The sequence below is a fragment of the Streptomyces griseicoloratus genome (genome assembly GCF_014534645.1).
Taxonomy (GTDB): Bacteria; Actinomycetota; Actinomycetes; order Streptomycetales; family Streptomycetaceae; genus Streptomyces; species Streptomyces griseicoloratus.
In genome coordinates this window covers 56,681-75,159 of sequence record NZ_JACVQF010000138.1, presented here as the reverse complement: position 1 = coordinate 75,159, position 18,479 = coordinate 56,681, and the positions used below count along the sequence as shown (strand labels likewise).

The 18,479-nt window shown below is 75.3% G+C and carries 15 protein-coding genes; 4 read left to right on the top strand and 11 right to left on the bottom strand.

Going from position 1 to position 18,479, the window contains the following annotated elements; translation table 11 throughout:
- Positions 1 to 8: 8 nt before the first annotated feature.
- Positions 9 to 278: a hypothetical protein gene (locus tag H0H10_RS41610; RefSeq protein ID WP_507227365.1), complete on the top strand. Its 270-nt coding sequence runs from the start codon at positions 9 to 11 to the stop codon at positions 276 to 278.
- Between the two features lie 45 nt (positions 279 to 323).
- On the opposite strand, the gene H0H10_RS04135 is transcribed toward H0H10_RS41610, so the two are convergent.
- From H0H10_RS04135 to H0H10_RS04105, 7 genes are all read right to left on the bottom strand, one after another.
- The gene (locus tag H0H10_RS04135) at positions 324 to 1,658 is read right to left on the bottom strand and encodes a coiled-coil domain-containing protein (RefSeq protein WP_188179420.1); all 1,335 of its coding nucleotides are present in this window, start codon (positions 1,656 to 1,658) and stop codon (positions 324 to 326) included.
- A 56-nt stretch (positions 1,659 to 1,714) separates the two neighbouring features.
- A complete protein-coding gene (locus H0H10_RS04130; RefSeq protein WP_188179419.1) occupies positions 1,715 to 2,764 on the bottom strand; it encodes a glutamate ABC transporter substrate-binding protein in 1,050 nt (349 codons plus the stop codon).
- A 50-nt stretch (positions 2,765 to 2,814) separates the two neighbouring features.
- Entirely contained in the window at positions 2,815 to 4,260 is a 1,446-nt protein-coding gene (locus H0H10_RS04125; protein WP_188179418.1) for a GlnX family signal transduction membrane protein, read from the bottom strand.
- Between the two features lie 188 nt (positions 4,261 to 4,448).
- Positions 4,449 to 5,420, bottom strand: a complete 972-nt coding sequence (locus H0H10_RS04120) for an N-acetylglucosamine kinase (RefSeq protein ID WP_188179417.1) — start codon at positions 5,418 to 5,420, stop codon at positions 4,449 to 4,451.
- Entirely contained in the window at positions 5,411 to 6,676 is a 1,266-nt protein-coding gene (locus H0H10_RS04115; RefSeq protein ID WP_188179416.1) for a 6-phospho-beta-glucosidase, read from the bottom strand. Before H0H10_RS04115 ends, H0H10_RS04120 begins: the two co-directional genes overlap by 10 nt.
- A gap of 50 nt (positions 6,677 to 6,726) precedes the next feature.
- A complete protein-coding gene (locus H0H10_RS04110; protein WP_188179415.1) occupies positions 6,727 to 7,938 on the bottom strand; it encodes an ROK family transcriptional regulator in 1,212 nt (403 codons plus the stop codon).
- Between the two features lie 137 nt (positions 7,939 to 8,075).
- The gene (locus H0H10_RS04105) at positions 8,076 to 9,170 is read right to left on the bottom strand and encodes a mechanosensitive ion channel family protein (protein ID WP_188179414.1); all 1,095 of its coding nucleotides are present in this window, start codon (positions 9,168 to 9,170) and stop codon (positions 8,076 to 8,078) included.
- Between the two features lie 305 nt (positions 9,171 to 9,475).
- Here H0H10_RS04105 and H0H10_RS04100 point away from each other — a divergent pair, with 305 nt between their 5' ends.
- The gene (locus H0H10_RS04100) at positions 9,476 to 10,012 is read left to right on the top strand and encodes an HNH endonuclease (protein WP_188179413.1); all 537 of its coding nucleotides are present in this window, start codon (positions 9,476 to 9,478) and stop codon (positions 10,010 to 10,012) included.
- A 102-nt stretch (positions 10,013 to 10,114) separates the two neighbouring features.
- On the opposite strand, the gene H0H10_RS04095 is transcribed toward H0H10_RS04100, so the two are convergent.
- The 4 genes from H0H10_RS04095 to H0H10_RS04080 all read right to left on the bottom strand — a co-directional run bounded on the left by H0H10_RS04095 (position 10,115) and on the right by H0H10_RS04080 (position 15,693).
- Entirely contained in the window at positions 10,115 to 11,500 is a 1,386-nt protein-coding gene (locus H0H10_RS04095) for an FtsX-like permease family protein (RefSeq protein ID WP_309141725.1), read from the bottom strand.
- Positions 11,497 to 12,192: an ABC transporter ATP-binding protein gene (locus tag H0H10_RS04090; RefSeq protein WP_188179412.1), complete on the bottom strand. Its 696-nt coding sequence runs from the start codon at positions 12,190 to 12,192 to the stop codon at positions 11,497 to 11,499. The genes H0H10_RS04095 and H0H10_RS04090 overlap by 4 nt, the downstream gene beginning before the upstream one ends.
- On the bottom strand, positions 12,189 to 12,722 hold the full coding sequence (locus H0H10_RS04085) for a PadR family transcriptional regulator (RefSeq protein ID WP_188179411.1): 534 nt from the start codon (positions 12,720 to 12,722) through the stop codon (positions 12,189 to 12,191). The genes H0H10_RS04090 and H0H10_RS04085 overlap by 4 nt, the downstream gene beginning before the upstream one ends.
- A gap of 85 nt (positions 12,723 to 12,807) precedes the next feature.
- Complete coding sequence (locus tag H0H10_RS04080) at positions 12,808 to 15,693, bottom strand: glycoside hydrolase family 84 protein (protein ID WP_188179410.1); 2,886 nt, start codon at positions 15,691 to 15,693, stop codon at positions 12,808 to 12,810.
- A 358-nt stretch (positions 15,694 to 16,051) separates the two neighbouring features.
- Between H0H10_RS04080 and H0H10_RS04075 the strand changes: the two genes are divergently transcribed.
- Both H0H10_RS04075 and malQ read left to right on the top strand, forming a co-directional pair.
- Positions 16,052 to 16,336, top strand: a complete 285-nt coding sequence (locus H0H10_RS04075; protein WP_188179409.1) for a hypothetical protein — start codon at positions 16,052 to 16,054, stop codon at positions 16,334 to 16,336.
- Complete coding sequence (malQ, locus tag H0H10_RS04070) at positions 16,337 to 18,478, top strand: 4-alpha-glucanotransferase (RefSeq protein WP_188179408.1); 2,142 nt, start codon at positions 16,337 to 16,339, stop codon at positions 18,476 to 18,478.
- The last annotated feature ends 1 nt before the right edge of the window (position 18,479 follow it).

The window sequence follows — 18,479 nt, the reverse complement described above, 5'->3', positions numbered from 1 at the left end:
ACCGGTTCGTGGACCGGCCGGACAGGGACCGCGAGAGCCGCCCCGACACCGAGCGCCGGGACTTCGACGACTGCGACGACGTACGGGAACTGCGGCTGCTGGAGCGCGAGCTGCCGCTGCCGGCCGAACCCCGCGACCCCTGGCCGCCGCCGGTGATGCCGGTCGGTGCCGAGCCCACCATGCCGCCGGCCGAGACGACCGGCGCGAGACCGCAGGTGTCGCAGTACAGCTCGCCGCCGCCGACGTCCTCGTACGTCCCGTCGCAGCCGGGACGCTGACAGTTCCGCTGTGCCTCACTCATGACGTCGCCTCCCCCTCGTCGCTCATGCCCCGGGCCCCGTCCGGTCCACCGGCCCGCCCTGACCGGGCACGCGCGGGGCGCTGCCGAGCAGTTCGGCCGCCGCCTGCTGGTAGCGCAGCACGGCCTGCTCGGCGACGCGCAGGTCGCAGGGCGCGCTCCACAGCATGCGGCGCGCCTTCTCGTACTTCTCCACCAGCTCCGGGTCCTCCGCCAGGCCGAGCCGGGCGACCTTCGCCTTGTACGCGTCCAGGCGCCCGCGCAGCTCGGCGCGGACCGCGAGCGGCGCGGTGACCGCGGTCAGCGACTCGCGGGCGCGCAGCAGTTCGTCCTCCGCCTTCTGCTCCAGGGACTCCAGCAGCGGCGACAGCCGGTGCCACTGCGCGTGTCTGCGGTACTCGGCGGCCGTCGCCAGCTGCTCCTGCAGCACGGTCGGCGGTCCGCTGACGACCGGCACCTCCGTCGCGGCGATCTTCGCCAGCACCTCGCCGCGCGCGGTGCGGGCCTCGGCGAGCGTGCGGTCAGCGCGGGAGAGCACGTCCCGCAGCCGCACGATCCGCTGCTCGGCGTCCTGGCGCACCGCCAGCACGGCGTCGATCTCGCGGCGCACCTCCTCCAGGGCGCGGGCCTCACGGTCGTACACCGTGGTGTCCGGTTTGCCGCCGCCCGGTGCCGAACTCCCCTCCGCGGGCAGCCAGAACGCCAGCGGGTCGGACACCACCTGCTCGCGCAGCTTCGTCAGCGTGCGCGTGATCCGCTCCAGGTCGTCGCCGGCCGGGTGCTCGCCGGGGCGGACGCCGACCGAGTGCGCGAGCCGGCGGGTGCGCTGGAGCTCCGCGGACAGCAGGTCGATCCGGGCGGGCAGCGCCGACCACACCGCGTCGGCGGCGACCACCATGTCGAGGGAGGTCGCGTACAGCTGGTTCATCCGCTCCACGAGCGTGGCCAGCGAGTAGCGCTCGCTCAGCCGGCCCGGACCGCCGTGCAGCGTGGGCGCGTTGGCCGTGGCCACGGCGCTGCCGGCCACCGTCACCGACTCGCCGCGCAGCAGTTCGGTCAGCTCCACCAGGTCCTCGCGGCTGGACCAGCGGCGGCGGGCGCGGATCTCCCGGGCGGTGCGCAACGCGCCGGAGTAGGCGTCGAAGTAGCTCCACAGCAGGGTGATCGACGCCTCCGTGGCGGACCAGCGCTCAGCGGTGACGCCCGTGAGATCGGCGCCTTCGAGGAGTCTGCGGCCCGCGTGGTCCTGGAGGGCGAGGAGGGAGGTCTCGATCGCCTCGTGCTCCGCGCCGAGCCGCGCCAGCGCACGGTCCACCTCGTCCCGGTCCATCACCGGCCCGGTGGGTCCCGTGACGCCCATCGATCACCTCTCGCTGCCTCGGACTTGTGTGCGGTCTCTCCTGCGGTGACGGGCCTTCAGCTCTTGCGCAGGTACTGCGGTGCCGGGGGCTCCGACTTCGCCGAGTCGTCGCCCAGTGTCTCCGACAGCCATTGGTCGTACGACCACTGCCAGCCGTTCGCGGTGTCCCGGCGCCACTCCACCAGGATCTGGTTGACCCGGCGTACCAGATCGTCGGCGTCCTTCTTCATCGCCACGCCGTAGTACTCGGTGGTGAAGGCGTCGCCCTTGAGCTGGACCGTGGGGTCCTGCGCGGCCTGGCTCGCGGCGAGCGCGCCGTCGGTGACCACCGCGTCGACCTCGCCGAGCTGCAGCCGCACCAGGCAGTCCAGCTGGTTGGGGACGGTGGTGCCCAGATCGGCGCCCGGGGCCAGCCTGCCGTCCTCGCGGTCCTGCTCCAGCGTGCTGAACGCCGTCGAACCCGCCGCCGTGCAGATCTTCTTGCCGGCCAGCGTGTCGTTGTACCCGGTGATCGGCGAGGACTTGGGCGCCAGCAGCTGCTGCCCGGTCCTGAAGTACGGCGCGGAGAAGGCCACGTCGGCCACACGGTCGCAGTTGATGGTCATCGTGCGCACCACCATGTCGACCCGGCCGTCCTCGATCGCGGGGATGCGCTGGTCGGTGGGTATCGCCTTGAACTGCACGGCGTTGCGGTCGCCGAGGATGTCCTGCGCGATGCGGCGGGCCAGGTCGATGTCGAAGCCCTCCAGTTCGGCGTCGCCGCCGCTGTTCGGGTCCCGGTAGCCCCAGCGGTAGCTGTTCTGGTCGACGCCGACGACCAGCTTGCGCTTCTCGCCCTTGCGGTTCTTGATCGCGTCGATCGTGGGGCCGTCGTCCGGGGACGGGGACAGGGTCTGCTTCTCGGGGTCCTTGCACTCCTCGGCGGCTCGGGCCTGGGTGCCCCAGGTCGCGCCCGGGCCGCCGGTGGCCGGGCCGGACGTGCCGTCGCCGTGCGACCGGGCCATGGGCAGCAACAGGGCGAAGAGCACCGCGAGGGCGCAGACGAGCGCCATCGCACCCACACCGCCCCAGCCCTTCAGACTGACCCGCAGACGTCGTGCATGCATCCTCACGCCCCCTTTCACCGGTACCCCTTCCCACCGGTACGCCGAGTGTTTCACCGGTACTCCGACAGCCTGCGGCCGATCCCCAGCAGCGCGCCGGCCGCGCCCAGGACGGCGAGGACGGCGGCGCCGGCCGGCAGGCCCGTCATCGCGTCCCGGCCGTCGCGGGCGGCCTGCCGGAACTCGTTCTCCTCGTGGTCGAGGGCGTCGGCGAGCGCGGCGTCGACGCCGTCGAAGCACTCGACCGTGGCACCCTTGCCGCCGATCACCATGTCCAGTGCCTGCTGGTAGTTGCCGTTCTCGTCCTGCTCGCGGGCCAGGGCGTGGCGCTTCTTCCACTCGGCCATGTTGCCCGCCGCCGCCGTCACCGGCTGCTCGCCCGCCTTGTCGTCGGCCAGGCGCCGCGCCTCGGCCAGGCCCTTGTCGAGGACGCCCATGTTCTTCTGGAAGTCGAAGTCGTAGGCGTCGTACGTCTTGTCGCCGACCTTCCTGGTCTCCGCGCCGCGCGCCACCAGCGTGAGGTTCTCGTTGCCCCGGGCCTTGAGGGAGGCGATGCGGGCGTCGTGCAGCACGTTCAGCGAGCGCACGCCGTGGTCGTAGGAGTCGCCGAGGTCCGAGCGGGCGACGCTGTGGCCGACGACGAGCCAGAGCAGGACGACCGTGGCGGCGGCGGTGGCGGCGACCATGCCGTGGTTCAGGACGCGGTTGGTGCGCTGGTAGGTGCGGTACTGCGCCCAGGCCAGGGCCGCGAGGGCGAGGACACCGAGGGCGATCGCGGCCCAGGGGTAGGGCTTGGCGTCGGCGTAGTCGGCGCTCAGGCGCCGGTTCTCCGTGCTGTAGAGCTTCTCCGCCGCCGGGAGCATCTCCTTCTGCATCTTCTCGTTCGCGTAGCGCAGGTAGGCGCCGCCGACCGGGAAGCCCTGGCGGTTGTAGGTGCGGGCACGCTCGACCAGGCCCTTGTACTCGGGCAGGAGGCGGTTGAGTTCGCTGATGGTGGTCGTGGCGGGCGAGTCGGCGTCGGCGCTGGCGGCGGCCGTGACGAGCTTGGCGGCGGCGGTGCGGATGCCCCGCTCGTAGCGGTCGCGGGAGGTCTTGGTCTCCTGGCCGCCGGCGAGGAACCCGCTGGACGCGGCGGTGTTGGCGTCGGCGAGGGAGCGGTAGATGTCGGCCGCGTCGGAGCTCAGCGGCTGGCTGCGCCTCAGCACGTCGTCGGCGGCGGCGGCCCGCTCGGTCGTCTGCCAGGCCGTGACGGCGCCGAAGGCGACGACGAGCAGGGCGAGCAGGGCACCGATGATGCGCAGCCGGCCGGGCTCGGTGGTGGCCGCCGCGCGCAGCCGGTCCACGCCCTCGGCGAACGCGGTGCGACGGGGCTGCGGGGACCCGGCGGGCCCGCCCGCGCCCGCCCGCTGCTGCGGCACCGGCTGCGGCGGCACGGCGGGCAGGGTGGGCGCGCCGGCGCCCGCCGGTGGTGCCGCGCTGCTCTTCGGCGGTTGAGTCACTTGCTGACCTCCCCCATGGTCATCCGTCGCCGCAAGTATCGCTGCCGGCACCGACATTCGCACCGGCCTTACCCGATCTTGATCCGATCCCGGTGTTCTCCCGCCCTCGCCTTCCGCCGGGCAGGGGACTCCCACCACCCCTGCCCATGAACACGTCGCAGGAACCGGTTCGGTTCCCCGGGCGGGCCTCAGACGTCGAAGTGCGCCCGGACCCGCGCACGGGCCTCCGGCGCCGCGCCCGTCCGGTCCAGGCCCAGCAGCACCGCGCCCAGCACGGGCGGTGCCGTCACCACCCGCGGTACGGCCCTGGGGGCGCGCTCCGCCAGCAGCTCCCGTATCCGCTCGTCGAGCAGGCGGTGCCGGGCGGCCAGGACGCTGCCGCCCAGGAGGACCGGGGTCTCCTCGGCCAGCAGGTCCAGCCGGGTCAGGGCGACGGTGGCCATGGTCACGACCTCGTCGGCCTGCCGGCCGACGATCGCGCGGGCCACCCGGTCGCCGCCGGCGGCCGTGGCGAACAGCACGGGGGCCAGCTCGTGGCGCCGGCCGGAGTCGATGTGCCCCAGGTGCAGGGCCTCGATGAGCGCGTACATCGAGCCGAGCCCGAAGTGGGCCGGCAGCGTGCGGGCCAGCTCCGTGGGCTCCCCGCGGCCGTCCTCCGCCCGGGCCGCGTGCCACAGCGCCTCCTCGGCCAGTCCCCAGCCGCCGCCCCAGTCCCCGGAGACGCGGCCGAGGGCCGGGAAGCGGGCGGTGCGGCCGTCGGGGCGCATGCCGACGCAGTTGACGCCGGCGCCGCAGACCACGGCGACCCCGCGCGGTTCGTCGACTCCCGCCCGCAGGATCGCGAACGTGTCGTTGCGTACGTCGACGCTCGTGCCCCACGCGCGCGCGTGCAGGGCGGCGGCCAGCTGCTCCTCCTCCACGGGCAGGTCGGCGTTGGCCAGGCACGCCGAGACGTGGTCGACGCCGGTGACGCCGGCCGCCGCGAAGGCGCGCGTCACCACGTCGGCGAGGGTGTCCACCGCCCGCTCGACACCCACGGCGGGCGGTCGGAAGCCGCCGCCGCGGGCCGTGGCGAGGACGTCCCCGCCGGCCGTCACGACCGCCACGTCGGTCTTGCTGTTGCCCGCGTCGACCGCGAGGACACAAGGCGTCAGGCCCACGGCAGATGCTCCCGGTTGTGCGCGATCAGCAGGTCGGTGAGCCGGTCGGCGTATTCGTACTGGCCGACGAGCGGGTGGGCGAGCAGGGCCCGGAACACGCGGTCCCGCCCGCCGTGCAGGGCGGCTCGGAGCGCCAGGTCCTCGTACGCGGTCACGTTCGCCATCAGGCCCGCGTACAGCGGGTCCACGGCCGGTACGGGCAGCGGGGTGGCCCCCTTGCGGCCCACCGCCGCCGGCACCTCGATCACCGCGTCGTCGGGGAGGAAGGGCAGCGTGCCCCGGTTCCAGGTGTTCACCACCTGGTAGGGGGAGCCCTGGCCGCCGAGCAGGGCCGCCGCGAGGTCCACGGCCGCCTCCGAGTAGTAGGCGCCGCCCCGCCTGGCCAGCAGCGCCGGTTTCTCGTCGAGGGCAGGGTCGGCGTACATCGCCAGCAACTCGCGCTCCATCGCCGCCACTTCCGCGGCCCGCGACGGCTTGGTGCGCGACTCGGCCACGACCTCGTCGTGCGCGTAGTAGTAGCGCAGGTAGTAGGACGGGACGACGCCCAGACGGTCCAGCAGCGGGCGGGGCAGGCGGAGGTCGGCGGCGACGGCGTCGCCGTGGTCCGCCAGCAGCCGGGGCAGGACGTTCTCCCCCTCGGGCCCGCCCAGGCGGACGCCGGTCTCCCAGGTGAGGTGGTTCAGGCCGACGTGGTCCAGGTGGACCTCGGCGGGCGCCACCCCGAGCAGCGCGGCGAACTTGCGCTGCAGCCCGATCGCCACGTTGCACAGGCCGACCGCCCGGTGGCCGGCCTGGAGCAGTGCACGGGTCACGATGCCGACCGGGTTGGTGAAGTCGATGATCCAGGCGTCCGGGTTGGCGCGGCGGATCCGCTCGGCGATGTCCAGGACCACCGGCACCGTGCGCAGGGCCTTGGCCAGGCCGCCCGCGCCGGTCGTCTCCTGGCCGACGCAGCCGCACTCCACAGGCCAGGTCTCGTCCCGCTCGCGGGCCGCCTGGCCGCCGACGCGGAGCTGGAGGAGGACCGCGTCGGCACCGTCGACGGCGGCCTCCAGGTCGCCGGTCGTGACGATCCGGCCGCCATGCCCCTGCTTGGCGAAGATGCGGCGGGCCAGGGCGCCCACCGGCTCCAGCCGGTCCGCGGCCGGATCGGCGAGGACCAGTTCCCCGACGGGCAGCGTGTCCCGCAGCCGGGCGAAACCGTCGACGAGTTCGGGCGTGTAGGTCGAGCCGCCGCCGACCACGGTGAGTTTCATCGGTTACCTCCGAGGAGACCCCCGGCCGTCGGGCCGGGGGCGGCCTGGTGTCAGCGCGAGGTGTCGAAGACCTCGTCGCGGGTGGTCGCGAGCGCGCTCTCCAGCGCGCCGCGCAGGACGGGATGTTCGGTGACGCCGGCGGTGACGAGCCGCGGCCGGGAGGCGGCCAGCTCCTCCAGCTCGGCCTGGACGAGGGCGCGCAGCGCCTCGCCGCCGGCGGTGAGCGCGGCGCCGCCGAGGACGACCAGCTCGGGGTCCAGGACGGAGACCAGCGAGGCCAGACCGGTGGCCAGCCGGGTGGCGTACGTCCGCAGCAGGCGGCGGTGGGGACCGTCGCCGGACCCGGCCGCCCGGGCGAGGAGGGCGGCGGCGGCCTCGGCGTAGGGGCCGCAGGGGACGGGGGTGACGCCCAGCTCGCGGGCCAGCCCCGGCACGGTCTGGGCGCCGGCCAGCTCCTGGTAGCCGCCGCTGCCCGTCCGGGCGACCTGGCGGGCCAGGGGCGCGCCCGGCACCGGCAGGAAGCCGACCTCGCCGGCGCCGCCGGTCCAGCCGCGGTGCAGCCGCCCGCCGAGGACCAGGGCCGCGCCCATGCCCTCCTGGCTCCACAGCAGGACGAAGTCCTCGTGGCCGCGGGCCGCGCCGAGGCGCTGCTCGGCCACGGCGGCGAGGTTGACGTCGTTCTCGTACTCGACCGGCATCGGCAGGGCGGCGGCGAGTTCGCCGAGCAGGCCGGGGGAGTGCCAGCCGGGCAGGTGGGAGGCGTAGCGCAGGCGGCCGGAGTTCGGGTCGAAGGCGCCCGGGGTGCCGATGACGAGGCGGTGGACGTCGTCGCGGGCCAGTCCCGCCGCCCGGACGGCGCCGTCGAGGGCGTCGGTGACCTGCTGGACGACGGGTGCGACGGTGCGCCCGCGGGGGGTGGGCAGTTCGTGGCGGCCGACCGTGCGGCCGGTGATGTCGGCGACGGCGGCGAGGATGCGGGTCGGGGTGACGTCGAGCCCCGCGGCGTAGGCGGCGGCCGGGTTGACCTCGTAGAGCCGGGCGCCCGGGCCGGGCCGGCCCTCCGTGGTGCCGCCGGCCAGCACGAGCCCCGCCGCCTCCAGCCGGGCCAGCAGCTGCGAGGCGGTCGGCTTCGACAGGCCGGTCAGCGTGCCGATCCGGGTGCGCGACAGGGGCCCGTGCTCCAGCAGCAGGTCCAGGGCGGCACGGTCGTTCATGGCGCGCAGCACGCGCGGGGTGCCCGGCGTACCGGCGGTCCCTGCCATCCGCGGCCCCCACTGTTAGGAAAGTTTCCTGTTCGCCTCGGAAACGTAGGCCCGCCGCGAAGGGGCCGTCAAGAGCGACCGCCCCCGAGGCGACGGTGTCGCGCCTCGGGGGCGGAAGGAGAAGGAAAGGGAGCCGGTTACTTCGTCGTGCTCGGCGGGGTGATCGGCGAGGCCGCCAGCGACTGCGGGGAGGTGGTGCTCGCGTAGGCCGACGGGGCCGCGACGCCCGCCGCCGGGTCCGCGGCGGCGGCCTCCTCGGCCGGGAGCGCGGGGCGGCCGACGATCGGGATGTCGGCGGCGTCGAAGGCGCGCTTGATCCGCCAGCGCAGCTCGCGCTCGACGCCGAGGGACTTGCCGGGCATGGTCTTCGCCGAGACGCGCACCACCATGGAGTCCAGCAGGACGGAGTCCAGGCCGAGCACCTCGATCGGGCCCCACAGGAGCTCGTTCCAGGGCTCCTCCTTGCTCATCCGGTCGCCGACCGCGTCGATGGTCTTGCGTACCTTGTCCAGGTCCTCAGCGGAGCGGACCGTGACGTCCACGCCGGCCGTGGACCAGCCCTGGGAGAGGTTGCCGATCCGCTTGACCTCGCCGTTGCGGACGTACCAGATCTCGCCGCCCTCGCCGCGCAGCTTGGTCACGCGCAGGCCGACCTCGATGACCTCGCCGGAGGCCACGCCCGCGTCGATGCTGTCGCCGACGCCGTACTGGTCCTCCAGGATCATGAAGACGCCGGAGAGGAAGTCGGTGACCAGGTTGCGGGCGCCGAAACCGATGGCCACGCCCGCGACACCGGCGGAGGCCAGCAGCGGCGCCAGGTTGATCTGGAACGTGGCGAGGACCATCAGGGCCGCGGTACCCATGATCACGAAGCTGGCCACCGAGCGCAGCACCGACCCGATGGCCTGTGAGCGCTGGCGGCGGCGCTCGGCGTTGACCAGCAGGCCGCCCAGCGCGGTGCCGTCGACCGCCTGGACCGTGCGGTTCATGCGGTCTATCAGCTTGGTGATCGCCCGCCGCACCACCGCCCTCAGCACCGCGGCGATGACCACGATCAGCAGCACCCGCAGCCCGATGGCGAGCCACGTCGACCAGTTCTCCTCGACCCAGCTCGCGGCGTTCGTCGCGCGCTCCTGGGCGTCCTGGAACGTGGGCACCGTCGGAGCCGTCGGTGAGGGCGAGGGCGACGGTGACGAACCGGCGGCCGACAGGACGGCGGCGGACAGGGACACGGCGGATACCTCCAGGTGCACAGCGGTCCGCCCCCCGGACCGGACCGAGGTCACGGAAGGATCACCGGAGGGACGGAAACACCACACTAACGGGGCAGGATGTGCCGATCCGTGTGAAGTCCGCGGGAGAGACGGTCCTCACCCGTGCTTGAACTGGTCACGGTCCGGGGGATCCATCAGATGTGGTCGAAAACACTCCCAGCCCGTTACCGGGACATGGTGGCGCTCGCACCAGGCATGAGGGGAGACTGACTGCAGATCGTCCCGGCGCGAGCCACGCGCCGCCGACGCCCAAGGAGGCACCCGTGCCGCATGTCCTGGTCCTCAACGCGTCGTACGAGCCGCTCGGCGTCGTACCGCTCCGCCGCGCGCTCGTCCTCGTCCTCGAGAACAAGGCCGTGTGCCTCGAGGAGTCCGGCGCGTATCTGCACAGCGCGACCGTCACAGTCCCCGCACCCAGCGTGGTCCGGCTCAAGCGATTCGTGCGGGTTCCCTACCGGGGGCCCGTTCCACTGACCCGGCGGGCGCTCTTCGCGCGCGACGGGGGCCGGTGCATGTACTGCGGTGGCGTCGCAACCAGCGTCGACCACGTCATCCCGCGCAGCCGCGGGGGCAAGCACGTCTGGGACAACGTGGTGGCGTCCTGCCGCCGCTGCAACCACGTCAAGGCCGACCGGCACCTCGTCGAGCTGGGCTGGCGGCTGCGTCACAAACCGGCCCCGCCCACCGGTCTGGCCTGGCGCATCATCGGCACCGGCCATAGGGACCCGCGCTGGCTGCCCTACCTGCAGCCGTACGGCGCGGACGACGCCCTGGCCCGGATCGACGGCATCTCCGCCTGACGACGATCCGGGCCTTCGTCTGCCACGCGGGCCCCGCTCAGGGGACGGCGAGGCGGCGGAGGGCTGCCTTCGAGGGCGTGTTCGGGGACCGCTCGGCGGGCGCTAGGCGTAGCGCAGCTCTCCCGGCCGTACCGAGCGGCTCAGCAGGGGCAGGGCCGTCGCCGCCGCCAGGAGGCAGGACGCGTACACGCCGGGCGCGACCAGCAGGGCGGCCCACGGCAGCGAGGCGTCGCCGGTCAGCGCGGAGTACCACGTGCCGACCGCCAGGCCCCCGGCGCCGGCCAGCAGCAGGGCCGGGGCGAGGGGCAGGGCGGTCTCCAGCAGCAGGGCCCGGTTCAGGACGGTGCGCGGCACGCCCGCCGCGGCCTGGGCGGCCAGCGTCCGGCGGCGCGTGGCCAGGGACTCGGCGGTGCCCACGGCGAGGCCGGACAGGGTGATCGCGAGGGCGACGAGGATCGCGGCGCCGGTCAGGTCCAGGCCGGTGGTGTAGTACGACATGTCGGCGGCCGGGTGCTCCATGGCGCGCAGCTCGGTCAGCAGCGCGTGCCGCACGCACAGGAACACCGTCCCGGTGACCGTCACCAGCAGCACCGCGGCATGGGTGCGGGCCGGCGCCCACGGGTCGTCGTACAGCCGTGCCGCCGCGATCAGCGTGGCTGCCGACCGGGCCCGTACGGCGAGCAGCCCGCCGACGAACCGGGCCGTCGCCCCGGCCAGCCACACCGCGCCCGCGCCGACCGCGATGACCAGGCCGAACACGGCCAGCGGCCCCTGCCAGTGGTCCCGGCCGCCGGAACCCGTGCCGGTGCCGGCCACCGCGAGCGTCCCCGTCACCGCCACCACCGGCAGCGCCCCGAGGAACAGCAGCCGGGGCCCGCGTCCGCTCTCCGGCCGCACCCGGCGCACCCGGCCCAGCGGAGACGCCACCACCCGGCGCAGCGCCAGCACGCCCGCGAGCGCGCCCAGCACCGGCACGCCGACGGCGACCAGCGCGACGCCCGCCCAGGCCGCCCCCGACGGCCGGCTCCACAGACGCAGCAGGAGCAGGACCGAGAAGACGGTGGTGACCGCCGAGCCGAGCAGACAGGCGAGCCCGGTCTCCAGCGCCGCGATCCGCCGCACCTGCCAGGGCGTCGCCCCGGCCAGCCGCAGCCCGGCCAGCCGCCGGTCGCGGTGCACGGCGCCGATGCGGGCGCACTGGCCGAGGAAGCCCAGCACCGGGACCAGCAACAGCAGCAGCCCGGAGACCACTCCGGCCCGGGTGCCCGGCGCGTCGAGCAGGCCGTGGCCGACGGAGAAGTCGTGACCGCCGCGCAGGGAGGCGAGGACGACGGCCGCGAGCGCGAACCCGGTCGCGAGGGCCGCGCCCGCCGCCGTGAGACCGATCCGCCACCACTCCCGGCGGTCGGAGCCGCGCAGCAGCTCCCGGGCCAGCCGCGCGTCGGACCGCACCGAGGACCGTGCGGCCGGGGAGGAAACCGTGCTCACGCGGTCACCTCCGCCGGTGCCACGACCCCGTCGCGGAGCTGGATCTCGCGGTCCGCGTACGCCGCCACCTGGGCGTCGTGCGTGACCAGCAGCACCGCCGTGCCCGCCTCGCGGGCCGTGTGGGCCAGCGCCGTCATCACCTGCTCGCCCGCCAGTGAGTCGAGAGCCCCGGTCGGTTCGTCGGCGAAGACCGCCTTCGGCCCGGTGACCAGGGCCCGGGCCAGTGCCGCCCGCTGCGCCTGGCCCCCGCTCATCTCGCCCGGTCGCAGGTCCTCCTGGCCGAGCACCCCGAACCGCTCCAGCCACTCGGCGGCCCGCGCCCGCGCCTCGGCCCGGCCGGCGCCGGCCAGCATCAGCGGCAGCGCCACGTTGTCCAGGGCCGTCAGCTCCGGGATCAGCTGGCCGAACTGGAAGACCACGCCGAAGTCGGTGCGGCGCAGCTCGCTCAGCCGCTTCTCCGGCAGCCGGTCGAGGCGCTGACCGGCGTAGGTCACCGAGCCGCCGTCCGGCCGGACGATCCCGGCCAGGCAGTGCAGCAGCGTCGACTTCCCGCTGCCGCTGGCGCCGGTGACGGCGAGGATCTCGCCGGCCCGCAGCTCGACCGAGGCGCCCCGCAGGGCGGGTGTCCTGCCGTGCGCCTTGACCAGCTGGTGGGCCGCGAGCAGCGGCTCTGTCGTGTCCCCGTTCGTCATGCTGCGTCGACCTCCGCGGTCAGGGTGGTGAGCCGGGCCGCCGTCGTGGTCATCCAGCGGAGGTCGGCGTCGAGGTGGTTGAGGGCGTAGTCGGCCGAGAGCACGGTCGCCAGGTCGGCCCCGGGGGCCGTCTTGACCGCCGTGAGCTCCCGCATCCGCGCCATGTGGGCGGCGCGCTGGGCGCGCAGGTAGGCGGCCGGGTCGCCGCCGGACAGGATCGAGACGACGACCTTGGCGAAGATCTCGTTCGTCACGAAGGGCGCGGGCGGCGCGATCTGCGCGGCCCACCGCGTCAGTTCGCGCGTGCCCTCCTCCGTCGTGCGGTAGGCCGTCCGCTCGGGGCCTCCGTCGGATTCGGTGCCCTCGACCTCGGCCAGTCCGTCCCTGACCAGGCGTTGCAGGGTCGTGTAGACCTGCCCGTAGGCCAGCGGACGGGCCTGGGGGAAGCGTTCGTCGTGGCGTCGCTTGAGGTCGTAGCCATGGCTCGGCCCCGAGGCGAGCAGCCCCAGCAGGATGTGACGGGTGCTCATGGAGCTCATTATGTACTCAGGATATGTACTGAGTGAATAGCGATCACCGAAAAAGGTGAAGACCGCCGGCGACGCGGACCGGCGCTCACTCCGCCACGGCGTACGCCTCCACCGACCACAGCGAGTACCCGAACCGCGTGGCCCGCTCATCGCCCTGCACGCGCACGTACCGCACGTCCCGCTCGTCCATGCGGACCGTCTCCCGCCCGCCCCGGCCGTCCCGCACCGCCGCCGCCGTGCGCCAGTGGCGGCCGTCCGCCGAGACCTGGACGCGGTACGCCGACGCGTACGCGTCCTGCCAGTGCAGCGCGACCCGCCCGAGCCGCACCGGCCGCTCCAGCTCCACCTGCCACCAGGCGCCGTCGTCGGCCGGGGACGACCAGCGCGTTCCGGGGTCGCCGTCGTTCGCCGCGGGCGCCGGGAAGTCGGGTGTCTCGTCGGCCGAGGAGCCGGCCCGGCCGGTGCGGGCCAGATCGGGGCCCGCGCTGCGCGGGAAGGCGCGGACCGTCAGCGTCCGCGCCGTCCCCCCGAACGCCAGCTCGATGTCGTACGACCGCGACGGCGTCCCCGGTGCCACGGACACCTCCAGCGGGACGTCCACCTCCTGACCGCGCGGCACCGTCAGCGGCCCCTTCGGAAGGCGCACCTCGACCCCTTCGGGGGCCCGGGCGGTGAGCGTGCCGCGGACGTCCCCGGGCCGCAGCGAGGCGAGCCGGGCCGTCAGCCGCTCGGTGCCGCCGGTCTCGGCGTCCGTCCGGGTGCGCGTCAGCTCCAGCGACGCCTCGGCCGGGCCGGCGAACCACGGGACCAGGTGCCGCACCCGGGCGGAGTCCGGGCCCGTGACCCGGACGGCGCCGGCGTCCCGGCGCACCGCCAGTTCGGTCGCGCCGCTCTTCGCCAGCGCCCCGACGCGCCGCCAGCCCCCGCCGGGCGCCCGGACCTCGACCTGCCCGCGGGTGCCCGGATCCGCCAGCACCGTCACCGTGTCCAGCGAGCGGACGCCCGGGAAGGTGACCGTGCGGCCGTCCGCCACGTCCCCGGGGCCCAGGGCCGGCGCGCGGTCCAGGCCCGCCCACGCCTCGTACGCCTTCTGCGCCCGCCGCAGGAACGGGTCGAGTACGCCCTCGCCGACCGTCACCCGGGACGGTGCCGTCCGGCCGCGCAGCCTGCCGAGGTCCCGGTACGCCGCCCAGGCCGCCGCCGGGTCGCCGGCGCGCTGGGCGCCGAGCATGTCGACCGCCCTGGTGCCGGCCTCGCCGTAGCCCGCCAGCCGCTCGGACCAGGGGGCCACCTCGGCGGCCGGCCCGCCCCGCCCCAGGCGCCGGGGCACCTCGCGCAGCAGCGCGAACTCCTCGCGCAGCCGGCCCGCCGCACGGTCGCCGCCGGTGGCGCGCTCACGCCAGAACGCCTCGATCAGCGGGCGCAGATACGCCGACTCCGCGGGGTCGAGGACGGAGGAAGCGGCGTTGCCCGCCAGCGCCGTCAGCGCCTCCTCCCGGCGCTCGTCGCCGCCCGCGAGGTCGTCGATCGCGGCCCGCCAGGACTCCTGGGGACGGTAGGCGCGCGGGTTCCAGGCGTAGTCGGCGGCGGTGAACAGCGGGATCCGGGACGCCTCGGGCTGCTCCATCGCGTTGGCGAGCAGCTCGGCCGATCCGGTGGCGACCGCCGGTTCGCGGCCCTGGTAGGGGCCGAGGAAGAGACGGCCCGGGGCGTAGTCGTTGACGGGGTAGTTGTCCAGCGTCACCAGCGGGTGCCCGAACACCTCCCGTGCCTCGGCCAGTTCACGCCCCGTGATGGTCCGGGGCACCACACCCACGCCGGTCCACGCCACCCGCACGCTCCCGTCCAGGGCGCCGGCCAGCGCCCGGCGGTAGGCGGTCGGCCCGTCCTGGTAGTACTCGGTCGGCATGACCGTCAGCGGGGCGGTGCCCGGCTGCCGTGCGGCCAGGTGCCGGGCCACCGCGTTCGCCACCCGGGCCTGCGCGCGTGCCGCCGCCCCGGGGCCGGACCCGAACGTCTTCGCGTCCGCGTCGCAGTGCCACTCGCTGTAGCTGACGTCCTGGAACTGGAGCTGGAACGCGCGGAAGCCCAGCGCCCGCATCCCGTCCAGCTTCCGTGTCAGCGCCCGCACGTCCGCGTCCGAGGAGAAGCACATCGACTGGCCCGGCGACACCGCCCAGGCCGGCGTGACGTGGTTGCGGCGGGCCCGTTCGGCCAGCTCCCGGAACTGCGCCCGCTCGGCCGCCGGATACGGTTCGCGCCAGCGGGCCTGCCGGTAGAGGTCGTCGCCCGGGGCGTAAAGGTAACGGTTCTGCTTGGTGCGCCCCAGGAAGTCCAGCTGGGCGAGCCGCTCCCGGTGCGTCCACGGGGTGCCGTAGAAGCCCTCCGCGACACCGCGCACGGCGGTGCCCGGCCAGTCCCGCACCACCACGGCCCGGATCGTGCCGTCCGGCCGGAGCAGCTGGCGCAGCGTCTGCACGGCGTGGAACAGGCCGTCGCCGCCGGCCCCGGAGAGCGTGACGGTGCCGCGCCCGACCGTCAGGCGGTAGCCGCCGGAGGGCAGGCCCTCCCGGGAGCTGCCGCCGGGTGCCTGCGTCGCCACGCGGACCACCAGCGCCCCCGCGGGCGGCCGCGCGCCGGCGGCAGGTTCCGTGATCCGGCGGGTCCCCGCCTGCCGCAGCAGCGCGCGCAGGGCCTCCACGGCGTACGGGTCGGCGCCGGCGCCGACGGCCAGGGCGACCTCCTCGGTGACCGGGACCGGGTCGCCGTTCTCCCGCAGGGACTGCGGACGCGGCCACACCGGGGACCCGGCGCCCGACCGGCCGGGAGACGCCGGCACCGGCGTGGCGGCCGGCGCCGTGCCCGGGGACGGCTCGGCCGCCACGGCGGGGGCCGGGCCCAGCGTTCCCAGGCCGCCGGCGAGGGCGGCGATCGCGAGGGCGGCCGCCCTCCTCCTGCGCCGTGGCTGCACGCGCCCCTCCTGGTCGCTCGGTGTCCGCGTCACGTTTCCGCGTCCCGTCCCGGTCCCGTCCGGGTCCCGTTCCGGGCGGTTTCCGGGGTCCGTTCCGCGTCACGCGCCGCATCACGTTCGTGTCACGGAAGATCGAGCCCACCACCCGCGCGGTGAACGTGTCAACGACTGTGGCCGGTGTGACCGGTTTGTGTGATCAAGGGCCGAGTCGGCTGTCCCTTTTGCTGGGATCTGGGGAGAGTTCGCGAAGGAAGAATGTGACCAGGGCCACGTTGTCCGTCCCCGGGCGTCTGTCCTCGCGCCCACTGGGTAGGGCTGCGGTAACCCGCCCGATGCCGTGCTCGACAAGGAGACCCCCGTGGCCGCACCGGCACACCATCCCCTTCCGACCCCGTCGAAACCCGTGGCGGAGCCGTCCGCCGAACCCGGCAGCCCCCACTTCTGCGTCTTCGGCGCGGAGGGCGCCTGCGTCGAGGCCCCGCTGACCAGCGAACCGCCGCTGCCCGACGCCGAGCCCCTGACCAGCGAGTCGCCGTTCGCCGACGCCGTACCGCTGACCAGCGAGTCCTCCCCCGAACTCACGGCCGTCGTGCCCGAGCAGGGCACCCCCTCGTTCGCCGTCCCGGAACCCACGAGGTCCTAGATGACAGCAGCCAGGCCGGCCGGACCCGCCGCCGAGGACCTGCCCGAGGACCTGTCCCGGCTCGCCGCACTGCACGGCGTCGCCACCTCCTACAGCCCCTCCCCGGACCGCACGGTCCCGGCCTCGGTCACCGCCGTCACCCTGGCCCTGGCCGCCCTCGGCGTCGACGCCGGCAGCCCGCCCGCCGTACGCGCCGCGCTCACCGCCCGCGAGCGGGAACTGCGCGCACGGCTGCTGCCGCCGACGCTGGTCCACTGGAGCGGCGAGAGCCCGCCGGCCGCACTGGCCGCGCTGCCCGACGGCACCCGGCTGTGCGTGGAGACCGAACAGGGTGAGACGCGCGCCGGCACCGACGGGCTCCCGCCCGGCGTCCACCGGCTCACCGCCACCGCCCCCGACGGACGCACCGCCCGCAGTCACCTCGTGGTCGCCCCCGGCCGGCTGCCCGTCCCCGCCGGACGCACCCACGGACTCCTCGTCCAGCTCTACTCCCTCCTGTCCCGCCGCTCCTGGGGCATGGGCGACCTCGGTGACCTCGGCGAGCTGGCCGCCTGGGCCGGACGCACCCTCGGCGCCGGGTTCGTCCAGGTCAACCCTCTGCACGCGGCCGTGCCCGGCGCCCCCACCGACCCCTCCCCGTACCGGCCCTCCTCGCGCCGCTTCCCCGACCCCGTCCACCTCCGGATCGAGGACGTGCCCGAATTCGCCTACGCCGCCCACCGCGACGCGCGCCTGCCGGCCCTCCTGGAGCGCGCCGGACGGCTGCGGGAGGCCGTGCTGGAGAAGGGCGCCCTGATCGACCGGGACGCGGTGTGGGAGCTCAAGCGCCAGGCGCTGGAACTGCTGCGCGAGGTGCCGCTCGGGCCGGGCCGGCGCGCCGCCTACTGCGACTACCTCGCCGAACAGGGCCGGGCGCTGGAGGACCACGCCACCTGGTGCGCGCTCGCCGAGGTCCACGGCTCCGACTGGCACCGGTGGCCGGCCGGGCTGCGCGATCCCCGCTCCGCCGACACCGCCCGCGCCCGCGCCGAACTGGCGGACCGCGTCGACTTCCACTCCCGTCTGGCCTGGCTCACCGACACCCAGCTCACGGCCGCCCAGCGCACCGCCCGAGAGGCGGGGATGCCGGTCGGGATCGTGCACGACCTCGCGGTCGGCGTGCACCCGCAGGGCGCCGACGCCTGGGCCGGACAGGAGTACTTCGCCGCCGGGACGTCGGTGGGCGCGCCGCCGGACGCCTTCAACGCCCGTGGCCAGGACTGGGGCCTGCCGCCCTGGCGGCCGGACCGGCTCGCCGAGTCCGGGTACGCGCCCTTCCGCCTGCTGCTCAGGTCCCTGTTCCGCTACGCCGGGGCGCTGCGCATCGACCACGTCATGGGCCTGTTCCGGCTGTGGTGGGTGCCGCAGGGCCACCCGCCCACCGAGGGCACCTACGTCCGCTACGACGCCGAGGCGATGCTCGCCGTCCTGGTGCTGGAGGCGTCCCGGGCCGGTGCCGTGGTCATCGGTGAGGATCTCGGCACCGTGGAGCCCGGCGTGCGCGAGACGCTCCGCGAGCGCGGCGTCCTCGGCACCTCGGTGCTGTGGTTCGAGCGGGACTGGGACGGCGACGGCCGCCCCCTGCCCCCCGAACGCTGGCGCGCCGACTGCCTGGCCACCGCCACCACGCACGACCTGCCGTCCACCGCCGCCCGGCTCACCGGCGAGCACGTCGCACTCCGCGACGGCCTCGGCCTGCTCACCCGGCCGGTGGAGGAGGAACGGGCGGAGGCGGCGGCCGACACGGGGGAGTGGCTGGAACTCCTCGCCGGGCTCGGCCTGCTCCGGCACGCCGGCAACGGCGCCGGCACCTCCGCGGAGGAGGCCGAGATCCAGGCCCTGCACCGCTTCCTGCTCCGCACGCCCGCCCGCATGGTCGGCGTCTGGCTCCCCGACACGGTCGGCGACCGGCGCCCGCAGAACCTCCCCGGCACCTCGGACCAGTACCCGAACTGGCGCCTGCCGGTCGCCGACGCCGACGGCCGCCCGGTGACGCTGGAGGAGCTCGCCGCCTCCCCGCGGGCGCACGCCCTGCTCGACGTGGTCCGGGGGAGCGGCCCCGAACGGCACCCCGGCCGCGCGCCCGAAATCCGCGTGAACTAAC

Coding starts and splice junctions, on each gene's coding strand:
- H0H10_RS04135 (WP_188179420.1), bottom strand. CDS start 1,658: ATGGGCGTCACGGGACCCACCGGGCCGGTGATGGACCGGGACGAGGTG.
- H0H10_RS04130 (WP_188179419.1), bottom strand. CDS start 2,764: ATGCATGCACGACGTCTGCGGGTCAGTCTGAAGGGCTGGGGCGGTGTG.
- H0H10_RS04110 (WP_188179415.1), bottom strand. CDS start 7,938: ATGGCAGGGACCGCCGGTACGCCGGGCACCCCGCGCGTGCTGCGCGCC.
- H0H10_RS04115 (WP_188179416.1), bottom strand. CDS start 6,676: ATGAAACTCACCGTGGTCGGCGGCGGCTCGACCTACACGCCCGAACTC.
- malQ (WP_188179408.1), top strand. CDS start 16,337: ATGACAGCAGCCAGGCCGGCCGGACCCGCCGCCGAGGACCTGCCCGAG.
- H0H10_RS04090 (WP_188179412.1), bottom strand. CDS start 12,192: ATGACGAACGGGGACACGACAGAGCCGCTGCTCGCGGCCCACCAGCTG.
- H0H10_RS04085 (WP_188179411.1), bottom strand. CDS start 12,722: ATGAGCACCCGTCACATCCTGCTGGGGCTGCTCGCCTCGGGGCCGAGC.